Consider the following 22,922-nt stretch of genomic DNA (forward strand, 5'->3'; position numbering starts at 1 on the left):
GCCCACCTCCCCCGCAAGTCTCACACCGGGGGGCGCGCTCGGGGCGGCACGAAGGCCGCGTGTCCCCGGGGACCCGCTCCTGCCGTCCGCCCCGCGGGGCGGGGCCGCCGGGGTCAGGCCGAGCGGTCGCGGCGCCGCCTGCTCTGCTCGGTGCGGATGCGCGGCACGATCGTGGGGTTCACGTTGTCGATCACCGTCTCCCGACTGATGATCACCTGCCCCACATCCTCACGCGAAGGCACCTCGTACATCACCGACAACAACACCTCCTCGATGATCGCCCGCAACCCACGCGCACCCGTCCCCCGAATAATCCCCTGCTCCGCGATCGCCTCCAAAGCCTCCGGCGTGAACTCCAACCCCACACCGTCCAACTCGAACAACCGCTGATACTGCTTCACCAACGCATTACGCGGCTCCGTCAAAATCCGGATCAACGCCCCACGATCCAGATCATCCACACTCGTGATCACCGGCAACCGACCGATGAACTCCGGAATCATCCCGAACTTCAACAGGTCCTCCGGCATCACCTCACCGAACAACGCCGACTCCGCCACCTCACCCCGAGGCCGCAGAACCGCATTGAACCCCATCCCCTGCTGACCCGTCCGCGACTCGATGATCTTCTCCAGACCCGCGAACGCCCCACCACAGATGAACAACACATTCGTCGTATCGATCTGGATGAACTCCTGGTGCGGATGCTTGCGCCCACCCTGGGGCGGCACACTCGCCGTCGTCCCCTCCAAGATCTTCAACAACGCCTGCTGCACACCCTCACCCGACACATCACGCGTGATCGAGGGATTCTCACTCTTACGCGCGACCTTGTCGACCTCATCGATGTAGATGATCCCCGTCTCGGCCTTCTTCACGTCGTAATCGGCCGCCTGGATCAACTTGAGCAGGATGTTCTCCACATCCTCCCCCACATACCCCGCCTCCGTCAGCGCCGTCGCGTCCGCGATCGCGAACGGCACGTTCAGGATCCGCGCCAACGTCTGCGCCAACAACGTCTTGCCCGACCCCGTCGGCCCCAACAACAAGATGTTGGACTTCGCGATCTCCACGCCCTCCGACCCCGGACGCTCACCCTCCGACCGCACACGCTTGTAGTGGTTGTACACCGCCACCGACAAGGCCTTCTTCGCCTGGTCCTGACCGATCACATACGAGTCCAGGAACTCGTAGATCTCCCGCGGCTTCGGCAACGAGTCCCACGGGGCGTCGGCGTGGAGGACGGTGTCCTCCTCCTCCATGATCTCGTTGCACAGTCCGACGCACTCGTCGCAGATGCAGATGTGGCCGGGCCCCGCGATGAGTCTGCGGACCTGGCTCTGGTCCTTGCCGCAGAACGAGCACTTGAGAAGGGGTGCGCTGGCGCCGGTGCGTGTCACTAGAAACGTTCTCCTCACGCGGGCCGTGCCCGGGTGGATCGGCGGGGAGTCCCCCCTGAGCCAGATGACCGCAGCATCCGGATTCTCACGGTAACCCCTGCTGGTACAGGTCGCAAAGCCGCGCCCGCCGCCCGAGGGGGAGGGCCCGACCGGCGGGCGCCCCCGTCCCCCGGCCGGTCCCCCGCAGCGGTCGGCGCGACGGGGACACGACCGGCGGCGCGCCGCGGAGGGCGGGGAGGGTACGCCCCGGTGCTGCCGAGCGTACCCCCGGCCGCGCCCCGTACCCGTTCTCCACAACCCCGCTTTGGTCAACCACAGTTGACTTTTCCTGCGAGTCAACCTAAGTTGACTTTCGGGGGAGCGCCGTCCGTGGGCGCCGGCGGACGACCGTGGGCGCCGACCGCGTGCCCCGCCGCGGCCCGACCCCCGGACCCGCCCCCCGGCGGACGGCGCCGGGGGCGGGCGCCCCGGAACCGCGGCGAACGACCACCGGGGCCCCCGGCCCCGGGAGAGGAGAACCGACCATGACCGTCGCCTTCGACGACCACAGCCCCGAGCCCGAGGACCTGCACGCGTGGACCGCCCGCGGGTTCGCCGTGGCCGACGCGCTCCACTGGATCGACGCCGGCTTCCGGCTGGACGCGGCCGAGCGCTGGCGGGCCAGCGGCGTGTACCGGCCCGGCCCGGCCGAGGAGTGGCGCGCGGCGGGACTGACCCCGTACACGGTGCGGACCGCCCTGCGGGCCGGGATGGCCCCACGGGACGCGGTGCGCTGGAACGAGATGGGACGGTCCCCCGCCGACGCGACCGAGCGGCACCTGGCGGGCGAACGGCCCCGGCCCCGCCGCCTGCTCGGCCCGGTTCTCCACGGGCGGCGGGGCGGGGCGCTCCGGGCCGGGGAGGGACTCGGCCTCAGCGACGGCGAGGCCGAGTCCCTGAACGCCCTGCTGTCGTCCGGCGTCCCGGCCGCCGCCGCACGGGCCTACCTGGACGCGGGGTGGGAGGGCGCGGACGGGGTGCCCTGGGCCGTGGCCGGGGTCAACGCGGCCCGGGCCCTGGTGTACCGGGCGCTCGGGTTCTCCCCCTCCGAGGGCGCGGCGCTGGAGTCCGACGGGCACGACGCCGTGGCGCTCATGGCCGAGTGGTGGGGCGCGGGTGTGCCCCTGGCCGAGGTCGCCGCCTGGGCGGCGGCCGGGTTCGACGCGGCCGGGGCCGCCCGGGCCCGCGCCTCGGGCGCCGCCCCGCGCGGGACCGGCGGCGGACGACCGGACGGCGAGCCCTGACGCTCCCCCGCCGGACCGGGACGCCGCCGGTCCGACGCGCCACGGCGTCAGGTCACCGCCGGGACCTGTCTCCTCCGCGGGCGGGGGCGAAGGAGCCGACGGCGTGGCCGGCGCCGCGGCCGTCGGAGCGTGCCACCACGCGGCCGCCCACCACGCGGACCGCGATCTCGGTGGTGTCCTCCACCGAGGCGGCCCCGGCCGCCTCGGCGATCGCGCCGTCGTCGTCGAACACCACCCTCAGGCGGGGCCAGGCCGCCTCGGGGAAGGCCTGGCGCAGGCACCCGCACAGGTCGGCGACGGCGAGCCTGGCCAGGGGCCCCCGCTCGGCGGGCTCGGCGGTGACCACCACGGCCGTGACCGCCTCGTCGCCGGGGGCCGCGCGCAGCGCCTCCTCGACGGCTTCGAGCCGGTGCAGTCCCAGGACGGCCACCACTCCGTCGCCGGCGAGGGAGACGGTCCGGCGCCGGACGGCGTCGAACCCCTCCGGCGGCGCCCAGTCCTCGTCCACGGGGGCGGCGGGCGGGATGTGCGCGACGTGCGGGAGCGGCCAGGCGTCGTCCGGGTTCAGGCCGGCGAGCCGCTCACAGGCGCGGACGACGTTGAACGGGTCGACGAAACCGGGGGCGGCGGCCGCCGTCTGCCCGGCGCCGTAGAGGGTCGTGAGCACGGTCTCGGCGACGCGCACCCGACGCCCCCCGGGCTCCGCCGGTGGCTCCAGGGCCTCCAGGGACAGGCCGAGCAGGATCGCGTCCAACCGCATCAACTGGGCGAACGCGCGCCGGGTCGGCTCGTCGGACAGGACCTCGGGGGTGAGCCCGGCCGCGCTCCGCAGGGACTCGTCGGAGTCGGAGAGGGGGAACCGGGAGACCCAGGCACGGGCGAGCGCGCCCAGGGCCGTGGCGGCCGTGGTCCCGGGCTCGGTCCGGGGCGTCCGCGCGGCGGTCTCGGCGGTCTCGGCGGTCTCGGCCAGGACCGAGAAGTACAGGGCCCGCTTGCCGGGGAAGTTGGAGTAGACCGCCCCCCTGGTGAGTTCGGCGCGGTCGGCGATGCGGTCGACCTTGGCGTCGCGGAACCCGTGTTCGGCGAACTCGTCCCTCGCTGCGGCCAGTACGCGTGCGCGGTTGCGGGCCTGCTGTTCCGCCCTGTTGAGCCGGGCCATCGTTCTCCTTGCTTCGGCGTTCCCCCATCCTATGTTGGGATGCCCGCAGCACTCGGATTCCGCGAACACCCGCATGCCTCGGGCATGTGAACAGGGGACCGTGCGCGCCGGGGAGCGGCCTCCACGCGCGGTCCACACACACCCGCGCCCCGGGGGAGAAGGGCGGGATGGGCCGGCCCCCGAGCCCGCACGCCGGGCGGCGGGGCGGTGACGCGAAGTGTGCAGCGGAACATGGCACGTGGTTCAGCCCGCGTACCCCGCACGGTCACGGGAACGGGGCAGCATGGCCGACCACCGGCCGGGCCGCGCCCGCCGGAACCGCGCCCTCCCCTCCCGCGAAAGCGAGCACCGTTCCCGTGTCCCCACTCGTCTCCCGCACCGGGACCGGGGCCGGGACCGCCCCGCGCGCCGACGGCGGCCACCGCCCCGAGATCGACGGGCTGCGGGCCGTCGCCGTGCTGCTGGTCGCCGTCTACCACATCTGGCTGGGCCGGGTCTCCGGCGGCGTCGACGTCTTCCTGATGCTCAGCGGGTTCCTCGTCACGGGGTCCCTGCTGCGGGCGGCCGACCGCGGCGGGATCCGGTTCGGGGCCTTCCTCGGACGGCTGGCCGCGCGGCTGCTGCCCACGGCGGCCCTGGTCATCGCGGCCGTGCTGCTGTGCACGCGGCTCCTGCTGCCCGAGCCCCGCTGGCGGGACGTCCTGGCCGAGGCGTTCGCCTCCGCGTTCCACCACCTCAACTGGTCCCTGGCGCTGGACTCGGTGAACTACCTGTCGCGGGGCGACGGGACCAGCCCCCTCCAGCACTTCTGGTCGCTGTCGGTCCAGGGGCAGTTCTACGTGCTGTGGCCGCTGCTCGTCGCCGCGGCGGTGTGGGCGGCGGGGCGCTCCGGGCGCGGCCCGCGCGCGGGCGCCACCGTCGCGCTGGCCACCGTGTTCGCGCTCTCCCTGGCCTATTCGGTGTACGCCACCCGCACCGACCAGCCCTGGGCCTACTTCGACACCGGTGCGCGGCTGTGGGAGTTCGCCCTCGGCGGCCTCCTCGCCCTGGCGCTCCCCCACCTCCGCCTGCCCCTCGCCGTGCGGGTCGTGCTGGGGTGGGCCGGGCTGGTCGCGCTGGTCCTGTGCGGTGTCCTGCTCCAGGTGTCCACGGTCTTCCCCGGCCTCGCGGCCCTGTGGCCGACGCTGGCCGCCGCGGCGGTCGTGGCGGCGGGCGCGACCGGCGCCGGGCCGGGCGCCGACCGGCTGCTGACCCTCCGCCCCGTGCGCTACCTCGGATCGGTGTCGTACGCGCTGTACCTGTGGCACTGGCCGCTGCTGGTGTTCTACCTGGCCGCCACCGACCGCACCCTGGCGAGCCCGCTGGGCGGGGCGGCGGTGCTGGCCGCGTCACTGGTGCTGGCCGCGGCGACCACCCCGGTCGCCGACCGGCTGGCCGCGCTCGGAAGGCGGCCGGGCGCCCCCGGCCCCGCGGCGGCCCCCGGCCGGGCCGGGGCCGCGCGGACCGCCCTGCGGGGGCCGGCCCTGCGCGGAGCCGCGGTGGGCCTGGCCTGCCTGCTCCCGGTCCTGCTCGCGGCCGGGGCCTGGTCCGCCCGGCTGGACGCGGACCAGCGCCGGTGGGAGGAGCTGTTGGCGGACGGCCGCAGCTACCCCGGCGCGGCGGTGCTGGCGGACGGGGAAGGCGCCGGCCGGGCCGCGGACCTCCCGGTCTACCCGAGCCCCGCGTCGGCCTCGGAGGACGTGCCCGCCACCTACGAGGACGGCTGCAACCAGACCATCGCGGACGCCGAGGTCATCACCTGCGTCTACGGTTCCCGGACCCCGGAGCGCACGGTGGCGCTGGTCGGCGGCTCCCACGCCGCGCACTGGTTCCCGGCGCTGGAGCGCGTGGCGCTCGACCACGACTGGCGGCTGGTCAACATCGTCAAGGGCTCGTGCCTGTTCACCGACGCCCCGCAGACCTACAAGGGAGCCCCCTACACCTCCTGCGCGGAGTGGAACCGCGGCGTGATGGCCGAACTCGCCGCGCTGGAGCCCGACGCGGTGTTCACCACCGGCACCACGACCAGCCTGGACGCCTCCGCCGGGTTCGGGGAGGAGCAGGTCGTGGACGGCTACGTGGAGCGGTGGCGGGAGCTGGAGGAGATGGGCGTGGAGGTGGTCGCCGTGCGGGACACCCCCCGGTTCGGCTTCGACGTCCCCGAGTGCCTCGCCTCCTCCACGCCGGAGGAGTGCTCGGTGGAGCCGGGGACGTCGATGGCCGCGACCTCGCCCCTGGAGGGGATGCGGCTCCCGGACAACGTGACCGTGCTCGACCTCAACGACCTGATCTGCGAACCCGCGGTGTGCCGTCCGGTCGTCGGCAACGTGCTCGTGTACTGGGACGGCAGCCACATCGGTGCGACGTTCATGCGTACCCTCGCACCGGCGCTGGACGAGCGCCTCACCGCGGCGACCGGCTGGTAGGCCGCCCGGCGGCGTCCGCGACGGAGGGCCCGCACGCACCGGAGGGCCGCGGCGGGGACCGGGGCGCTACGTCGCGCGGGAGCGCTCCCCGGGTGCGCCGTCCGCGGGCCCGGGGCCGGGCGCACCGCCCTCCCCCTGCGCCGGAGCGGTTCCGTGCCCGGCGCCGATGAGGTGGAGCAGGTCGTGCACGGTGCGGTCGGTGAGCGTGTAGCGCACGGTGCGCCCCTCCCGCTCGTCGCGCACCCATCCCTGGAGCCTCAGCGTCCGCAGCGCCTGGGAGGCGGTGGCGTCGCTGATCCCGGCCGCGGCGGCGAGCTCCCCCACCGAGGCCGTCCCGGGGCCGGCCTGGTGCATCGCGGTCAGCAGCCGCAGGCGGGTCGGGTCGCCGAGCAGGCGGAACCGGTCCGCCCAGGCGCCGATGTCGAGCTGGGAGTTCGGGTCGAGCCGGTCACCGGAAGAAGTCATCGGGGCCATCATCGCAGAGCCGGGGCACTGGTGACGATCGTCTCCACGTCCGCGTTCCGGCCCCGCATCGCCGTGGTGACAGGGGAAGGAGCCACCCGGGGCGCTTCGGGGCGCCCGGTCCGGGCGGCGCGCACGGAAACGGGACCTTATCATCTGATCAGATGGTCAGGTATTGACCGTCGTTCGTGAGAACCGCCCCACAGGAAGCTCTGAATGACACGACCCGTCCCCACACGCATCCTCCTCACCGGCACCGCGCTCGTCGCCGCGCTCGCGCTCACCTCCTGCGCGGGACCGCCGACGGCCGGATCGTCCGGCGCCCCCACCCGCATCGTCCTCGCCGACGCCCAGCCGCTGGGCGGCTACGACCCGGTCGACGGCTACGGCGAACTCGGCGTCTCCCCCGTCTTCGAGGGCCTGCTGCGGCCCGGGTCCACCGGGGACGACCGACTGCCCGACCTCGTACCGGCCCTCGCCGCCGCCCCTCCCGAACCCAACGCGGACTCCACGGTCTGGGACGTGGAGCTGCGCACCGACGTCGTCTTCTCCGACGGGTCCGCCCTCGACGCGGACGACGTCGTGGCCACCTACTCCGCCGTGCTCGACCCCGCCACGGCCTCCGAGGTCGCCGCCTCCTACTCGATGATCGAGTCGGTCACCGCGACCGGCGACCACAGCGTGCGCTTCACCCTGCGCTACCCCTACTACGCCTTCCCCGCGCGGATGTCGCTGGGCATCACGCCGGAGGAGGAGATCACCCCCGGTCCGGCCGCGGACTCCGGGCGCAACCGCCGCCCCGTCGGAACGGGACCCTACGTCCTGGCCGAACTCGACGCCGAACAGGCCGTGTTCGAGGCCAACCCGCACTACCACGGCACCGCGCCGCAGGTCACCGAACTGGTCACCCTGTACCTCCCCGACGACAACACCCGCGCCCAGCGGATGCGCGCCGGGGGCATCGACGGGACCGTCCTGCCCCCGACCACGGCCGCGACCTTCGCCGGCGCCGACGGCGTCGACGTCCTGGCGGTGCGCACCGCGGACTGGCGGGGGCTGTCCCTCCCGGCGGAGAACCCCTTCGCCTCCGACGGGGCCGCCCGGCTCGCCATGAACCTGGCCGTGGACCGCGACGGGATCATCGAGCACGTCCTCGCCGGCCACGGACGCCCCGCGCACACCCCCGTGGCCGAGGTCTACGGCGAGGCCCACGAGCCCGGCGCCGTCTTCGACCACGACCCCGACGAGGCCGCCCGCCTGCTGGACGAGGCCGGTTGGCGCGAGGGGCCGGACGGCGTCCGCGAGCGCGACGGCGACCGGGCCGCGTTCACCCTGTACTACCTCGCCTCCGACAGCCTGCGCCGCGACCTGGCCACGGCGTTCGCCGCCGAGATGCTGCCCCTGGGGATCGAGGTCGACGTCCGCGGCGGCACCTGGGACGACATGGGCTCGCACACCGCCGACGCCGCGATCCTGCTGGGCGGCGGGGACAAGCCCTACGACCTGGACACCCAGGTCTACGCCACCCTGCACACGCGCGAGGAGGGCACGCCCACGTTCGAGAACCCCGGCGACCTCGCCGTCCCGGGGGTGGACGAGGCCCTGGAGGACGCCCGGCGCAGCCCGGACGCCGCCGAGCGCGCCGAGCTCTACCGCGAGGTGCAGAGGGCCTACGTCGAGCACCCCACCTACGTGTTCCTCGCCTTCGCGGACCACACCTACGTCTCCGCCGAGAACGACTGGGACAGCGGGCCGCTGGTGCTCGAACCCCATGCCCACGGCGTCTCCTGGGGCCCGTGGTGGAACCTCGCCGGATGGCGGCGGTGACCGCCGGACCCGCCGCCCGCGGGGCCGCCCGCCCTCGCCGGACCCTGTGGCGGGACCGCCGCCGCGCCCTGGGCGGCCTGGCGCTGCACCGCGCCGTCGTCGGCGTTCCGATGCTGGCGGGGCTGAGCGGCCTGGTGTTCCTCCTCGCGGACCGGTCCCCCTTCGACCCGCTCGCCGCCCACCTGGGCGCGCGCTACCAGCAGGTCTCCGCCGAACAGCGGGAGTCGCTGAGCGGCGCCCTGGGGTTCGACGCCCCGTGGTGGCAGGCGTGGTGGGCCTGGGCCGGCGGCCTGCTCCGCGGGGACCTCGGCTGGTCCCGCGTGTACGCCATGCCGGTGTCCGAGGTGTTCGCCGAACGCCTTCCCTGGACGCTGCTGCTGTCCGGCACGGCACTGGCGGGGGCCGTCCTCGCCGCGCTGCTGCTGGGCACGGCGGCGGGGCTCGCCCCGGGCGGCGCACTGGACCGCGCGGTCACCCGCACCGGCGTCCTGGTGCAGTCGGTGCCCCCGTTCGTGCTCGCCCTGGGCTCGGTCACCGTGTTCGCGGTGCTCCTGCGCTGGGCCCCCGTGGCCGGCGCGGCCGAGCCGGGCGAGCCCCACACCGCCGCCGGTGTGGCGCGCCACCTGGTGCTCCCGGCGGTGACCCTGGCCCTCACCCAGCTGCCCTGGGCCCTGCTGGCGGTGCGCACCGCCGTGGCGCGGGCCACGGGTTCCGAAGCCGTGCGGGCCGCACGGGCACGCGGGCTGTCCCCGAGGCGGGTGGTCGCCGCGCACGTCCTCCCGGTCTCCCTCGCACCCCTGGCCACCATCGTGGGCGCCCGGCTCCCCGAGCTGGTGGTGGGCGCGGTGCTGATCGAGGAGGTCTTCGCCTGGCCCGGGATCGCGGGGGCCGTGGTGGGCTCGGCGCAGGCGCTCGACTTCCCGCTGCTGGCCGCGCTCACCGTGGCCACCACAGCCGTCGTGCTGGTCGGCTCCCTCCTCGCCGATGCCGCCTACCTGCTCCTGGACCCGAGGGTGGGGACCGATGCCTGAACCGACGACACGTCCCACGCGGATCAGGCGGGCGATGTCCGGTCGGGTCCTGCCCGTGGCGGCACTGGCCGCGCTGGCGGTCTACGCCGTCGCCGTCCCGTGGTGGGCGGGGCCCCAGACCGCGGACTTCTCCCTGGCCCTCCGGGCGCCCGGCCCGGCCCACTGGTTCGGCACCGACCACTCCGGGCACGACCTGTTCGTCCGGGCCGCCGAGGGGCTGCGCGTCTCCCTGGTGATCGCCCTGGCCTGCGCCGTCACCGCCACGGTCCTCGGCGTCGCCGTGGGGGCCGCCGCGGCGTCCGCGGGCGGCCGGACCGACATGCTGCTCATGCGCGTCACCGACGGCGTCAACGCCCTGCCGCACCTGCTGCTCGGCGTGGTGGTCGTGGCCCTGTACCCGGGGTCGCCGTGGGCGGTCGTCGCCTCGATCTCCCTCACCCACTGGCCCCAGATCGCGCGCATCGTGCGCGCGGAGATGCTCTCCGTGCGCTCGGCCGAGTACGTGGAGGCGGCCTACCTGTGGGGTTCCACCCGACGCGCGGTCCTGCTCCGACACCTGCTTCCTGCGGCGCTGCCGCAGGCGGCCGTGGGCCTGGTGATGCTCCTTCCGCACGCCGTCTGGCACGAGTCCACCCTCAGCTTCCTCGGCCTCGGGCTGCCCCCGGACGAGGCCAGCCTGGGCACGCTGCTCGAAGTGGCCCGGGGTGACGTGTTCACCGGGGCCTGGTGGACCCTGGCGGCCCCGGCCGGGGTGCTCGTGGCCGCCACGCTCGCCACGGCCGGGCTGAGCGGTGTCCTGCGCCCGGACCCCCGCCGGGCGCGGGGGCCGGGGGCCGGGGGCGGTACCGCCGCCCCGGCCGTGTCCGGGGCGGCGTCGCCCGGCGCGACCGCGCGGGACGTGCCCGCCGCGGAGCCCTCCGGGCCCGAGGTGCGCGTGCGCGGCCTGACGCTGCGGCTCCCGACGGACGACGGCCGGCTGGTGCACGCCGCCACCGGCGTCGACCTCGACCTGCGCGCGGGGCGGTTGACCGCCCTGGTGGGGGAGTCCGGGTGCGGGAAGTCCACGCTCGTCTCGGCCCTGTGCGGACTCCTCCCGCCGGGAACGCGGTCGTCCGGCAGCGTGCGGTTCGCCGGCCGGGAGGTCGCCGCCGACGACGAGCGGGCCTGGCGGGGCCTGCGGGGACGGGTGGTCGGCCTCGCCGGGCAGGCCGGGGCCGCGACGTTCACACCGGTCCGCAGGCTCGGCCCGCAGCTCGCGGAGGTCGCGGCCGCGCTCGGCGCCCGGACACCGGTGCCGGAACTGCTGGCGCGCGTGGGACTGGAGGAGTCCGCGGCGGACAAGTACCCCCACGAGCTCTCCGGCGGGATGGCCGCGAGAGCGGTGCTGGCCGCCGCGCTCGCCGGTGAGCCGGCGGTGCTCGTGGCCGACGAACCCACCGCGGGGCTCGACCCGGACCTCGCCGGGCAGGTCCTGCGCCTGCTGCGCGGCGCGGCCGACCGGGGCGCCGCGGTGCTCGTCGTCACCCACGACCTCCAGGCCCTCGACACCGCGGGGGTCGCCGACACGGTGGCGGTGATGTACGCCGGGCGGATCGTCGAGCACGGGCCGGCGGAGCGCGTGCTGACCGGCCCGGAGCACCCCTACACCGCGGCGCTCCTGGCGGCGCTCCCCGGCCGGGGCCTGCGGCCGCTGCCGGGGCTGCCGCCCGAACTGACCGACCCGCCCGGGGCGGGGTCGTTCACCGAACGGCGGGGAGGAACCGATGTCGCTGGTCGCTGAGGGAGTCACGTGCCGCTACGGGCCGCAGACGGTCCTGGACGGGGTGGACGTCACCGTCGAACCGGGCCGCGTCCTGGGGCTGACCGGGCCCTCGGGGAGCGGGAAGTCCTCCCTCGCCCGGATCCTCACGGGGCTGCGCGCCCCCGACTCCGGAACGGTGCTGGCCGACGGCCGGCCGGTGTCCGCACGCCGGGGCAGGATGAGCGGGGACCTGGGGCTGCTGCACCAGTCCCCGCGGGCGGCCACCGACCCCCGGATGCGGCTGCGCGGGATCATCGCCCAGCCGCTCACCGTGCGGAGGCGGGGGACCGGCCCCGGGATCCGGGGGGCCGGGCGGGGGGCGGACGATGCCCGTCGCGTGGCGGAACTGGCCCGGCGGGTGGGCCTGACCGGGGACCTGCTCGACCGCCGCCCCGACCAGGTCTCCGCCGGACAGCTCCAGCGGGCGTGCGTGGCCAGGGCGCTCGCCGCCGCGCCCCGCTACCTGGTCTGCGACGAGCCGACCGCCATGCTCGACGCCGCCTCCACCGCCGCCGTCGCGCACCTGCTGACCTCGCTCGCCGAGGACGGCGTGGGGATCCTCGCGATCAGCCACGACCACGCGCTCCTGGACGCCTGGGCCCACGACGTGGCGGACCTGTCGCAGCTGGAGGTCCCACGCGCCGGCCACCCGGCCGGCCGGGACGCCTCCCCGTAGGGCCCGCGCGCCTCCGGTCCCGCGCGGGACCGGAGGCGCGCGGGGGCGCGGCGGCGGAAGAGGGGCGCGGCCGGTCGGCGGCGACCGCGCGGCGAGGGGCCGGGCGGGGAGCGCATCCCCGTCCGGCCCCTCGCCGTGTCAGACGGCGTCCTCGTAGGCCGCCGGATCGGCGAACCCCGCCCTCCAGCGCTCCCAGGAGCCGGCGACGGCGGCCTCCGCCTCGTGGGCGTGGGCGGCCGCCGAGCGCGCCAGGGCCCCCGGCCCGTGGAGCAGTGTCTCCTGGACGCCCACCGCCTGTCCGGGGCGGACCCCGAGCAGGAACGCGCTGGTCAGCACCCGGTGTCTGCCCAGGACCCCCGGGGCCCCGGCCAGGGCCGGATCGCGCAGGTCCAGGTCCTCCACCAGCAGGGGGCGGCCGTCGGCCGCGACCCTCGTCGTCGACCGCAGGGGGCCTCCGCCGGTCTCGTAGCTGCGGCCCAGCACCAGGGTCTCGTGCACCAGCGCCCGGGCGCCGCCGGACAGCTCGATCCGCGTGCGGCGGGTGACGTCCGCGCCCGCCGTCACCACGAACGGCGCCCCCCGCCACACCAGGCACCCGCCGTCGGCGACCCGGACGTCCGCCTGCCAGCTCGCGGCGCCGCCGCGGGCGTCGTAGGCGACGATCCCGGACGGCTCCACCAGCTCCAGCCACACCCCGGGGCCCACGGTGACCTCCATGCGCAGGTCGTCCCCGGCCAGCAGCAGCGCGTAGGCGCCGACGAGCGCCACCCGCGCGGCGGCCCCGCGCACGCCCAGGGGCCGGGGGCTCAGGTACGTGCCGCCGGACAGGTCGCTCAGGCGCACCCGCCCGCCGACCCGTTCGGCGGTCACCCTGGCCGGTACCGTCTCACTCACGGGCGCTCACTCACGCGTGCCCGTGCTCGTGGACGTCCCCGGCGCCCCCGTGGGCGTGGGTGGTGCCGTCGGCGTGCGTGTGCGGGGCCATCGGCCCCGGGTCCCGCGGCACGTGGACGCCGGACCGGTGGTCGGCCAGGACCTGGCGCACCCACCCGGCCAGCGCTTCGAGCGAGGCCCTGTCGTGCTGGCTCAGGGCCAGCACGGGCAGCCCGTCCCTGGCACGGGTGGCGTCGGCCACCATCTGCCCGGCGTCGACCCCCACGTGCGGGGCGAGGTCGGTCTTGTTGACGACGAGCAGGTCGGCGCGTTCGATCCCCGGCCCGCCCTTGCGGGCCACGTCCCCGCCCCCGGCCACGTCGAGGCAGAAGATCTGCGCGTCGGCCAGCGCGGGGCTGAACGTGGCGGTCAGGTTGTCCCCGCCGCTCTCCACGACGACCAGGTCCAGGGGGGCGAACTCCGCCTCCAGGTCCTCGACGGCGATCAGGTTGGGCGTGACGTCGTCGCGGATCGCGGTGTGGGGGCACGCCCCGGTCTCCACGGCGTGGATCCGCTCCACGGGCAGGACGCCGGCGGCCCGCAGCAGCCTGGCGTCCTCGTCCGTGTAGATGTCGTTGGTGACCACCGCCATGCTCAGCTCGGCGGCGAGTTCGCGGCACAGGGACGCGATCAGGGTGCTCTTGCCGGTGCCGACGGGCCCGGCCACGCCCAGGCGCATCGCGCGCCGGGGTGCGGGGGACGTGTCGGCGGCGCCGGCGGCGGGCTCCGTGGACGGGGTTCGCCGTGTCTCGTCAGGCAATGAAGATCCTCCTGGTCTTGTTCCGGTGTTCGAGGGACCATCCCTCGATCTGTGGTGCGGTGGACGCGGGCAGGTCCGCGGCGTCACGCACCGCGAGCGCCTCGGCGGCCACCGAGGTCATCACGCCCTCCGCGGAGAGCACCCACCCGGCGGCGTCCACCGGGTCCACGGGGGCGAGCTTGAGGGCGGCGGAGGCCACCGTCTGGGCGTCGTCGTACAGACTCACCCGGGCGGTCTCGGCCTCTCCCGCCCCGAGGACGGCGGCGACCACCCCGAGCGCGACCGGCCGCTGCGGCGCGCGGCCCAGGGCGCGCAGCGCGGCGACGGCCGGGTGGTCCGGCCGGAGCCGGGCGGCCAGGCGCACGAGGCCGCGCCCGAGCATCCCCGAGATCTCCCGCAGGGGGTCGCTCGGCGAGCGGGCCAGCAGCTCCTCGTGCACGGCCTCCAGCGCCCGCGCGTCGACGAGGGCCCCGTCGCCTCCGCCGGCCGCCCGGTGCGCGAGCACCGAGGCGGCCGCCTCCACCAGGCCCGCCGTGCGCAGCCGCGCGGTCATGTAGACCGGGATCAGCTCCGCGGGCATGCCGGCGATCAGTGCGGGCTCCAGTCCGGCCGAGTAGGTGTGCCCGCCCACGGGGAGGCGGGCGTCGGCCAGCAGCAGGGCGCCCAGTCCCGAAGTCACCCGGCCGCCTAGAACAACGTGTACCGCTGCGCGAGCGGTACCTCGTCCACGGGCCGGGGGCGCACGAACTCGCCGTCGATGCTGATCGCGAACGTCTCGGGGTCCACGTCGATGTCGGGCAGGGCGGTGTTGTTGGGCATGTCCGCCTTGGTGACGCCGCGGGTGGGGCGTACCGCCACCAGCTCCCGGCGCAGCCCCAGCCTGTCGGCCAGGCCGTCCTCGATCGCCAGCGGGGACACGAAGGTCACCGCCAGGTCGGCGGCGGAGGACGCCCGGGCCGCCAGCGCGGGGCGCAGCAGCACCGGCTGCGGCGCGGGCACGGCCCCGTTCGGGTCGCCCAGCGGCGCGGCGACGATCGCACCGGACTTGATCACCGCGGACGGGCGGATCCCGAAGAACGCCGGGTCCCAGAGCACGAGGTCGGCCATCTTGCCGGGCTCCACGGAACCGACCACGTGGTCGATCCCGTGCGCCACCGCCGGGCAGATCGTGTACTTGGCCACGTACCTGCGGGCGCGGGCGTTGTCGGCCGGCAGGTCCGAGGACAGCGGCCCGAACTGGTTCTTCATCACGTGCGCCACCTGCCAGGTGCGGCAGACCAGCTCCCCGATCCGCCCCATCGCCTGCGCGTCGGTGGAGGTGATGGAGAGGGCGCCCATGTCCTGGAGGACGTCCTCGGCGGCCATCGTGGAGGCCCGGATGCGGGACTCGGCGAAGGCCAGGTCCTCCGGGACCCGGGGGTTGAGGTGGTGCACGACGAGCAGCATGTCCAGGTGCTCGTCGACCGTGTTCACCGTGAACGGCAGGGTCGGGTTGGTGGAGGCCGGGAGCACGTTCGCCTCGCCGGCGGTGACGATGATGTCGGGTGCGTGGCCGCCGCCCGCGCCCTCGGCGTGGAACACGTGGATGCCGCGCCCGGCGATGGCCTCCAGCGTGTGCTGGACGTACCCGGTCTCGTTGAGCGAGTCGGCGTGCAGCGCCACCTGGAGGCCGAACTCGTCGGCGGCCCGCAGCGCGGCGTCGATCGCCGCCGGGGTGGCGCCCCAGTCCTCGTGGACCTTGTAGCCGCCCGCCCCGGCCAGGGCGTCCTCGGCGAGGGCCTCGGCGGAGACGGTGCTGCCCTTGCCGAACAGCATGACGTTGAGCGGGAACCGGTCCAGGGCCCGGTGCATCGTCCGCAGCGAGTGCGCGCCCGCGGTCACCGTGGTGGCCTTCGACCCCTCGGTGGGCCCGGTGCCGCCGCCGATCACGGTGGTGGTGCCGGTGGCGAGCGCCTCGTGCATCTCGATCTCGCTGAGGAAGTGCACGTGGGTGTCCACGGCGCCCGCGGTGAGGATCTTGCCCTCGCCCGCGATCACGTCGGTGCCCGGACCGATCAGCAGATCCGGGTGCACCCCGTCCATCACGTCCGGGTTGCCCGCCTTGCCGACGGCCACGATGCGCCCGTCGCGGATGCCCACGTCGCCGCGGACGATGCCCCAGTGGTCCATGACCACGACGTTGGTGACGACCACGTCCAGCGCCCCCTGGGCCCGCGTGGTCAGCCCCTGCCCCATCGACTCGCGGATGGTCTTGCCTCCGCCGAAGACGGCCTCGTCGCCTCCCGCCGTGCGGTCCTCCTCGACCTCGATCCACAGGTCGGTGTCGGCCAGGCGGATCTGGTCGCCGACGGTGGGACCGTACAGCTGGGCGTACTCGCGGCGGTCGATGCGGCTCACTGGTCGCGCTCCTCGGTGTCGGCAGGGGCCACGTCCTGGCCGGCGGCGGTGTCCGGGCCGGCGGTGTCGGGGCGGGGTGTCTGGACGGGGACCACCTCGGCGGGGTCGCCGTCGTGGGCGTCCGCGTCGCCGACCCGCATGGCGGCGCCGGAGGCGCGCGCGGGTTCGGGCACGTCCACGCCCGGGGTGCCGAAGGGGACGACCGGTCGCGGAACGCGCTCTTCGGCGCCGGGTTCCCGGGCCAGGTCGCGGATCTGGAGGCCGGGCACGTGGCGGCGGCCGCCGAGGGCCACGAGCTCCACGGTGCGGCTCACCCCCGGCTCCAGTCGCACCGAGGTGCCGGCGGGGATGTCCAGCCGGAAGCCGCCGGCCGCCTCGCGGTCGAACCGCAGGGCCGGGTTGGCGTCGGGGAAGTGGAGGTGGGAGCCCACCTGGATGGGACGGTCCCCCGTGTTGACCACCACGAGGGAGAGGCGTTCGCGGTCCCCGTTGAGGACCAGGGGGGTGGGACGGGTGCGGATCTCGCCGGGGATCACTGGATCGGCTCCGTGATCGTCACGAGCTTGCGGCCGTCGGGGAAGGTGGCCTCGACCTGGACGTTGGGGATCATCTCCGCCACACCGTCCATGACCTCGTCCCGGCGCAGGACGCCGCGCCCGTCGTTCATGAGGTCGGCGACGCGGGCCCCCTCGCGGGCCCGCTCGATCACCCAGCAGGACAGCAGGGCGACCGACTCGGGATGGTTGAGCTTGACGCCCCGCTCGCGCCGGTCGCGGGCGATCATCCCGGCGACGGCGAGCAACAGCTTCTCGGTGTCCGATGGAAGTAGATGCATGAACCACCTCTCAACAGTTCCGACCCACGCGGTGGTGGGCACGGACCTAGTCTTAGCAGGAGGCGCGGGGCACAGGCGCAGGTGAGGACCTCGCCGGGCCACCGGGCACCGCCCGGCGGGGCCCGGGCCGGGAGCGCCCCGGCGCCGCCGCGGACGGCGCGGTGCGCGGCCCCGGACGGCTCCGGCCGTCCCCTTCCGGATGCCGCCGGTCCGCGTCTTTCCCGGCACCGCGGGGCTCCATAGGCCCTGTCATCCCATGATTTTCGCGCGATCCGGCGCTCCGGCGCCGACGGCACGGAACCGTCGGCCGACCGCCCGGCGGCGGGCGTCGGCCGGGGGCTCCGGACCCCGCCCGCCGCGGCCGCGCCGCGCCTCCCGGACGGCGCGCGCCACACCCCCGGCCAGTGGGGAAGATCACCATGGCGACGGGGGGGCGGACGGGGCGGGCACGGCTCCGGGCGATCCCGCCCGGCGGCGGAACCGCGGCCGGGGCGGTCCGGCCGGCCGCGCCCGGGCGTGGCGCCCCTCCACCCTGGGGAAAGCCCCCGCCCGCCCCGGCCGTTCCCGCGCGGGGGACGCGGCGCCGCCCCGTCGGAGGGCCGGGACGCGGGGACCGGTACCGTCCGGAACCGGAACCCCCTGTGGTACGGGGATTTCGCGTGTGATCCAATGTGGCCGGAGTTCGCTGTGTCCTACTAGACTCTGCGGCCTCCCCACCCCAGAGGACAGGACACCTGTGGCTTCCCGCTGCCCCTACGCCGAACTCCACTCCCCTGACTTCCACGCGGACCCGCACAAGGTCAACCGACGCATGACCGAGGAACACGGACCGGTCTTCCCCGTCGAGATCTCCCCCGGCGTCCGCGCCTGGGTCGTCGCGGACTACGCGATGATCACCGCCTGGTGCCGGGACACCCGTACCTTCGTCCGCGACTCGCGGCTCTGGCTCGACTGGCGGGAGGGGCGCGTCCCCGACGACGCACCGGTCGTGGCGATGATGGCCCACCGGCCCAACCTGCTCTTCGCCGACGGGGACGAGCACGCCCGCCTCAAACGCTCGATCACCGACTCCCTGGGGCGCGTCCCCGAGAGCAGGGTCGGCGACATCACCCGCCTGCACGCCGACACCCTCATCGACGCCTTCTGCGCGCGGGGCAGCGCCGAACTCGTCTCCGAGTACGCCCGGCTGCTGCCGCTGCTGGTCATGTCCGACCTCTTCGGCTTCTCGCCCGACATCGGCCGCCGGGTCCTGACCTCCCTCGGCGACCTGTGGGACGGCGTGGACGCGGCCAGGGCCAACGGCGAGTACGAGCGCGCGCTGTCCGACGCCATCTCGGCCAAGCACGCCGAGCCCGGCGAGGACATCACCTCCTGGCTGCTCCAGCACCGCGCCGGCCTCACCGACGACGAACTCCTCCACCAGCTCGTCGTGACCATCGGGGCGGGGGCGGAGCCGACCGCCAACCTCATCACCGGGACCACGCGCACCATCCTGGTCGACGCCGAGGTCGGCCAGGCCGTCCGCGGCGCCCGGGTGGGGATCGGCGAGGCCATCGACCAGGTGCTCTGGCGCGAGCCCCCCATCAACAACTACCCCGTCCTCTACCCGGTGACCGATGTGCGGGTCAGCGCGGACACGGTGGTCCGGGCGGGCGAACCGGTCCTGCTCGGGTACTCCGCCGCGCACGCCGGGCTGGCCGGCAGCGGACCCGACATCGAACAGGGCAACCGCGCCCACCTCGCCTTCGGCGTGGGCCCGCACCGCTGCCCCGCACAGGGGTTCGCCTACGCCATCGCCCAGGTCGGGGTGGAGACCCTGACCAAGCGGTTGCCCGATCTGCGGACGACGGAGGACGAGGCCCAGTGGCGCCCCTCCCCGTTCGCGCGGGCCCTGGCCCGCCTCCCCGTCGCCTTCACCCCCGACACCCCGAAGGGCACGACCCCCCCATGGCAGCAGACATCCCCGTCCTCCACCCCTACGACCTCCACCGCCAGACAGCCGGACTCCGCGGGCGAGGCCCCGTCGTCGAGGTTGAGATCCCTGGTGGCGTGGTTGTTCGGGCGCTGACCGGACACGACGTCGTCATGGAGGCGCTGGCCCACCCCGGCGTGCGCAAGGAGGCGCGCCACTGGGGCCCCTGGGCCCGGGGCGAGATCCCCATGGACTGGCCGCTGATCTCCTGGGTCGCCCCCGACAACATGCTCACCGCGGACGGCGACCGCCACCGCCGCCTGCGCACGCTGGTCTCGCAGGCGTTCACCCCCCGCCGCGTGGAGGTCCTGCGACCGCGCGTCGCCGAGATCACCGCCGACCTCCTCGACGCCGCCGAGGCCTCCGGCCCCGGCCCGGTGGACCTGCGGGCCGCGCTGGCGCTGCCCCTGCCCATGACGGTGATCTCGGAGCTGTTCGGGGTCGCCCCCGAGCACCGGGACACCCTCCACGGGCTGATGCACTGGGTCTTCGACGCGACCGTCACCCCGGAGCAGGCCGCCCGGACCAACGCGGACATGCTGGCCTTCCTCACCGAACTGGCCGAGGAGAAGGCCGGGACCCCCGGCGACGACCTCACCAGCGCGCTGCTGGAGGCCCGCGCCGAGGGGGACGAGAAGCTCTCGCAGAGCGAACTGGTGTGGACGCTGATCCTCATGATCGGCGCGGGCTACGAGACCACGATGAACCTCATCACCAACTCCGTGCACGCCCTCCTCACCCATCCGGAGCAGCTGGCGCTGGTGCGCTCCGGCGGGGCCTCCTGGGCCGACGCGGTCGAGGAGACGCTGCGCTGGGACGCCAGCATCCAGTACCTGCCCCTGAGGTACACGGCCGAGGACGTCACCCTGGCCGGGGTGCACGTGCCCCGGGGCGAGGCCCTGCTGATGGGCTTCGGCGCCGCGGGCCGGGACCCGGGGCAGCACGGCGACGACGCGCACGTCTTCGACCTCCGCCGCGAGCAGCGCGGCCACCTGGCCTTCTCGCACGGACCGCACTTCTGCCTGGGTGCGGGGCTGGCCCGGCTGGAGGGGACCACGGCCCTGGAGGCCCTGTTCACCCGCTTCCCGCGGATCCGCCTGGCCGAGGGGGAGGACGTGCCCGAGTCCCCCTCCATCGTGGCCAGCGGCAGGTCCCGCCTCCCCGTCGTCCTGGGCTGAGCCGGCCGCGACCCGCGTCGGCCCCGGGGGCGGCGCGGGTCGGCCGGGGCGCCTACACGCGCGGCCCCTCCCCCGGCCGGAGCCGGACGAGGAGGACGGTGAGGACCAGCGCGAGCCCCGTGAGGACGGACGCGGACAGCCCGACCCCGGCCAGGCCCGTGCTCTCCAGGGCGATCCCGCCCACCCCGGCTCCGAGGACGATGCCCGCGTTGAAGGCGGCGACGGAGAACGACACCGCCGCCTCCCCGCCCAGTTCGTAGATCCTCGCCTGGACCGCGGGCACGAAGCTCCACGCGGCGAGCTGCCAGATCCCGACCACGGCGACCGCGGCGACGGCGGACGAGGCGGTGGCGAAGAGCACGACGAGCCCGGCCAGGGCGGCGGCGACGGCCGCCACCAGGGTGGCGCCCGGGGCCCGGTCCGCGCCCCGTCCGCCGACCGCGTTGCCCGCGACGCCGAGCACCCCGGCGAGCAGCAGCACGCCGACCACCGACAGGCCCTCCAGGCCGGCCCGCTCGCGCAGCAGGGGCAGCAGGTAGGTGAAGGCGCAGAACGTCCCCGCCCAGAACACGGCGACCGCGGTGACGCCGAGCGCCACCGGCGTCCTCGCCAGGACGGCGAACCGCTCCCGGAGCGACTGGTCGCGCACCGGGGCGAGCCCGGGCACGGCGAGGAGCACGGCCAGGGCGGCAAGCCCGGAGAGGACCGCGATGGCCAGGAACGGGAGCCGCCAGCCCCCGGCGCCGTCGGAGCCGTGCTCCAGCAGCATGCCGAGCGGGCTCCCCAGCGCCGTGGCCGTGGTGATCCCGCCCTGGAACACGGCCAGCGCCCGCGCACGGGCGCCCGGCGCCGCCAGGCGCGCGACGGCGCCGAACCCCACCGCGAGGTAGAGGCCGAAACAGGCCCCGGTCACGAGGCGGGTGGCCAGCAGGACCGCAAAGGCAGGCGCGGCCGCCGCCACCGCGTGCGCGGCGCCGAACACCAGGAGGGAGGCCACGAGCACCGGCCGGCCGGCGTACCGGGCCGTGGCGGCGCCGAGGAGGGGGGCGCCCAGCGCGACGGCGACCGCGTTGAGCGTGACGAGCTGGCCGACCGCGCCCTCGGGCACACCGAGGTCCACGGAGATCTGGGGCAGCAGGCCCACGACCACGAACTCGGTGCAGCCGATGGCGAAAGCGCCGAGGGCCAGGGCGAGGAGGGGCGTCCAGGTGCGGGGGGCCGCCGCGGAGGCGGCGCGCGCCGGGGAGGGGGACTCTTTCCGTCGTCTGCTCACACGCCTTTCTACAGGCGCGTCCCTCCGCCGGGGAGGGGACTTCCGCCCTTTTCTTAACACTCGTTAAGCTTCATCTGCCGACACGCGCCACGACCGGCCCCGGGCCGCCGCGTCGGACGCCTCCCCGCCTGCGCGGACGCCCAGGCGGCCCTGCGGAGGCCGGTCCCGGCCGCGGAAGGACCTCCGCCGGGACTTGACCTGGAGCGCGCTCCAGGACCCAGACTCTCCTTCGGAGGCCCGGTCGACGGACGGGCCCGGAACCGAGGGGACCACCATGCGGTACCGCACCATCGGCAGTGACCCGCGAACCCGGCGCGAGGTGAGCGTGCTCGCCCTGGGCGCGATGCTCATGGGCTCGGTGACCGACGAGAGGACGTCGTTCGCCGTCCTGGACCGCTACGTCGAGGCCGGCGGCACGTTCGTCGACACCTCCGGCAACTACGCCTTCTGGACGGACGGCGGCCAGGGCGGGCAGAGCGAGGAACTGCTCGGCCGCTGGCGGAGCAGCCGGGGCATCGGCTCCGAGGTCGTCGTCGCCACCAAGCTCGGGGCGCGCCCGCTCGCCCCGGGGACGAGCTTCACCGACAACCCCGAGGGGCTGTCCGCCAAGATCATCCGGGAGTCGGCCGAGCGCAGCAGGGAGCGGCTCGGCATGGACACCCTCGACCTGCTCTACGCGCACATCGAGGACCGCACCGTGCCCGTGGCCGAGACCGTCGGGGCGTTCGCCGAGCTCGTGGCCGAGGGCTCGGTGGGTCTGCTGGGGGTCAGCAACCACGCGGCGTGGCGGGTCGAGCGCGCCCGCGCCCTGGCGGCGGCCTCCGGGCTGCCCGGCTACGAGGTGCTCCAGTACCAGCACAGCCACCTGCGCCCGCGCACGGACATCCCCGACGCCCTGTCCCGGGACGGCAGCATCGCCGCGGCCGGCCCCGACCTGCTCGGCTACCTGCGCGCGGAGCCCGGCCTGGCCCTGGTCGCGTACTCTCCCCTGCTCGGCGGCGCCTACACCCGGGACGACAAGCCGCTGCCCCGCGACTACGACCACCCCGGCACCAGGGCGCGCCTGGAGGTCCTGCGCGCGGTGGCGCGCGAGGCGGACGCGACGGTGAACCAGGTGGTGCTGGCCTGGCAGATGGGCGGCGAACTGCCGATCATCCCCCTGGTCGGCGCGTCGTCCGTCGCCCAGCTGGAGGAGAGCCTGGCCGCCGTCGACCTGGAGCTGACCGCGGACCAGCGCTCGCGCCTCGACGCGGCGCACTGACCGCGCGGCCCTCCTCCCCGGGGACCGGCAGGACCGGCGGTCCGCCGGCCCGGCGGACCCTCCCGCGGGCCGGCGCCGCAGGCCCCGGCGGCGACACGCGGAACGGCCGCCCCCCCCCCCGGGGGCCGGGGGGGGGGGGCGGGGGGGGGCCGGGGGGGGGGGGGCCGGCGGCCCCCGCCCCGGGGCGGCGCAGACACCCCGCCCCGCAC

At 75.6% G+C, this 22,922-nt stretch carries 19 protein-coding genes; 9 read left to right on the top strand and 10 right to left on the bottom strand.

Annotated features, from left to right (window positions below; translation table 11 throughout):
• Nucleotides 1-113: 113 nt before the first annotated feature.
• Nucleotides 114-1,400, bottom strand: a complete 1,287-nt coding sequence (gene clpX / locus ACIRPH_RS27265; RefSeq protein WP_402919335.1) for an ATP-dependent Clp protease ATP-binding subunit ClpX — start codon at nucleotides 1,398-1,400, stop codon at nucleotides 114-116.
• 524 nt (nucleotides 1,401-1,924) lie between these two features.
• Here clpX and ACIRPH_RS27270 point away from each other — a divergent pair.
• A complete protein-coding gene (locus ACIRPH_RS27270) occupies nucleotides 1,925-2,683 on the top strand; it encodes a hypothetical protein (protein WP_402919336.1) in 759 nt (252 codons plus the stop codon).
• 52 nt (nucleotides 2,684-2,735) lie between these two features.
• On the opposite strand, the gene ACIRPH_RS27275 is transcribed toward ACIRPH_RS27270, so the two are convergent.
• Nucleotides 2,736-3,842 carry a TetR/AcrR family transcriptional regulator gene (locus ACIRPH_RS27275; RefSeq protein ID WP_402919338.1) on the bottom strand — a complete coding sequence of 369 codons (1,107 nt, stop codon included), beginning with the start codon at nucleotides 3,840-3,842 and terminating at the stop codon, nucleotides 2,736-2,738.
• A 356-nt stretch (nucleotides 3,843-4,198) separates the two neighbouring features.
• Here ACIRPH_RS27275 and ACIRPH_RS27280 point away from each other — a divergent pair, with 356 nt between their 5' ends.
• On the top strand, nucleotides 4,199-6,307 hold the full coding sequence (locus ACIRPH_RS27280; RefSeq protein ID WP_402919340.1) for an acyltransferase family protein: 2,109 nt from the start codon (nucleotides 4,199-4,201) through the stop codon (nucleotides 6,305-6,307).
• Between the two features lie 66 nt (nucleotides 6,308-6,373).
• Here ACIRPH_RS27280 and ACIRPH_RS27285 read toward each other — a convergent pair whose 3' ends face one another.
• Complete coding sequence (locus ACIRPH_RS27285; protein WP_402919341.1) at nucleotides 6,374-6,772, bottom strand: ArsR/SmtB family transcription factor; 399 nt, start codon at nucleotides 6,770-6,772, stop codon at nucleotides 6,374-6,376.
• Nucleotides 6,773-6,985: 213 nt separating this feature from the next.
• Here ACIRPH_RS27285 and ACIRPH_RS27290 point away from each other — a divergent pair, with 213 nt between their 5' ends.
• Genes ACIRPH_RS27290 through ACIRPH_RS27305 form a run of 4 tightly spaced genes read left to right on the top strand, consistent with a single transcriptional unit; the run spans nucleotide 6,986 to nucleotide 12,104 of the window.
• Nucleotides 6,986-8,596: an ABC transporter substrate-binding protein gene (locus tag ACIRPH_RS27290; protein ID WP_402919343.1), complete on the top strand. Its 1,611-nt coding sequence runs from the start codon at nucleotides 6,986-6,988 to the stop codon at nucleotides 8,594-8,596.
• Nucleotides 8,584-9,627, top strand: coding sequence for an ABC transporter permease (locus tag ACIRPH_RS27295; protein WP_402919345.1), 1,044 nt, complete (start codon nucleotides 8,584-8,586; stop codon nucleotides 9,625-9,627). Before ACIRPH_RS27290 ends, ACIRPH_RS27295 begins: the two co-directional genes overlap by 13 nt.
• Entirely contained in the window at nucleotides 9,620-11,407 is a 1,788-nt protein-coding gene (locus ACIRPH_RS27300; protein WP_402919347.1) for an ABC transporter permease subunit, read from the top strand. The genes ACIRPH_RS27295 and ACIRPH_RS27300 overlap by 8 nt, the downstream gene beginning before the upstream one ends.
• On the top strand, nucleotides 11,391-12,104 hold the full coding sequence (locus ACIRPH_RS27305; RefSeq protein WP_402919349.1) for an ABC transporter ATP-binding protein: 714 nt from the start codon (nucleotides 11,391-11,393) through the stop codon (nucleotides 12,102-12,104). The genes ACIRPH_RS27300 and ACIRPH_RS27305 overlap by 17 nt, the downstream gene beginning before the upstream one ends.
• 138 nt (nucleotides 12,105-12,242) lie before the next feature.
• Here ACIRPH_RS27305 and ACIRPH_RS27310 read toward each other — a convergent pair whose 3' ends face one another.
• The 6 genes from ACIRPH_RS27310 to ACIRPH_RS27335 all read right to left on the bottom strand — a co-directional run bounded on the left by ACIRPH_RS27310 (nucleotide 12,243) and on the right by ACIRPH_RS27335 (nucleotide 17,029).
• Nucleotides 12,243-12,998: an urease accessory protein UreD gene (locus ACIRPH_RS27310; protein ID WP_402919350.1), complete on the bottom strand. Its 756-nt coding sequence runs from the start codon at nucleotides 12,996-12,998 to the stop codon at nucleotides 12,243-12,245.
• Nucleotides 12,999-13,008: 10 nt separating this feature from the next.
• A complete protein-coding gene (gene ureG, locus ACIRPH_RS27315; RefSeq protein ID WP_402919568.1) occupies nucleotides 13,009-13,716 on the bottom strand; it encodes an urease accessory protein UreG in 708 nt (235 codons plus the stop codon).
• Nucleotides 13,717-13,789: 73 nt separating this feature from the next.
• Complete coding sequence (locus tag ACIRPH_RS27320; RefSeq protein WP_402919352.1) at nucleotides 13,790-14,476, bottom strand: urease accessory protein UreF; 687 nt, start codon at nucleotides 14,474-14,476, stop codon at nucleotides 13,790-13,792.
• 8 nt (nucleotides 14,477-14,484) lie between these two features.
• The gene (locus ACIRPH_RS27325) at nucleotides 14,485-16,194 is read right to left on the bottom strand and encodes an urease subunit alpha (protein ID WP_402919354.1); all 1,710 of its coding nucleotides are present in this window, start codon (nucleotides 16,192-16,194) and stop codon (nucleotides 14,485-14,487) included.
• Entirely contained in the window at nucleotides 16,191-16,730 is a 540-nt protein-coding gene (locus ACIRPH_RS27330) for an urease subunit beta (RefSeq protein ID WP_402919356.1), read from the bottom strand. Before ACIRPH_RS27330 ends, ACIRPH_RS27325 begins: the two co-directional genes overlap by 4 nt.
• Nucleotides 16,727-17,029, bottom strand: a complete 303-nt coding sequence (locus ACIRPH_RS27335) for an urease subunit gamma (RefSeq protein WP_402919358.1) — start codon at nucleotides 17,027-17,029, stop codon at nucleotides 16,727-16,729. The genes ACIRPH_RS27330 and ACIRPH_RS27335 overlap by 4 nt, the downstream gene beginning before the upstream one ends.
• 736 nt (nucleotides 17,030-17,765) lie before the next feature.
• Here ACIRPH_RS27335 and ACIRPH_RS27340 point away from each other — a divergent pair.
• Together ACIRPH_RS27340 and ACIRPH_RS27345 are read left to right on the top strand one after the other, a co-directional pair.
• Complete coding sequence (locus ACIRPH_RS27340) at nucleotides 17,766-19,097, top strand: cytochrome P450 (RefSeq protein ID WP_402919360.1); 1,332 nt, start codon at nucleotides 17,766-17,768, stop codon at nucleotides 19,095-19,097.
• Complete coding sequence (locus ACIRPH_RS27345) at nucleotides 19,079-20,179, top strand: cytochrome P450 (protein WP_402919362.1); 1,101 nt, start codon at nucleotides 19,079-19,081, stop codon at nucleotides 20,177-20,179. The genes ACIRPH_RS27340 and ACIRPH_RS27345 overlap by 19 nt, the downstream gene beginning before the upstream one ends.
• A 52-nt stretch (nucleotides 20,180-20,231) precedes the next feature.
• Here ACIRPH_RS27345 and ACIRPH_RS27350 read toward each other — a convergent pair whose 3' ends face one another.
• Nucleotides 20,232-21,452: an MFS transporter gene (locus ACIRPH_RS27350; protein ID WP_402919364.1), complete on the bottom strand. Its 1,221-nt coding sequence runs from the start codon at nucleotides 21,450-21,452 to the stop codon at nucleotides 20,232-20,234.
• Between the two features lie 274 nt (nucleotides 21,453-21,726).
• Here ACIRPH_RS27350 and ACIRPH_RS27355 point away from each other — a divergent pair, with 274 nt between their 5' ends.
• Nucleotides 21,727-22,713, top strand: coding sequence for an aldo/keto reductase (locus ACIRPH_RS27355; protein ID WP_402919366.1), 987 nt, complete (start codon nucleotides 21,727-21,729; stop codon nucleotides 22,711-22,713).
• Nucleotides 22,714-22,922: the final 209 nt, after the last annotated feature.

Source organism: Nocardiopsis sp. NPDC101807 (genome assembly GCF_044766605.1).
GTDB classification, from domain to species: domain Bacteria; phylum Actinomycetota; class Actinomycetes; order Streptosporangiales; family Streptosporangiaceae; genus Nocardiopsis; species Nocardiopsis tropica.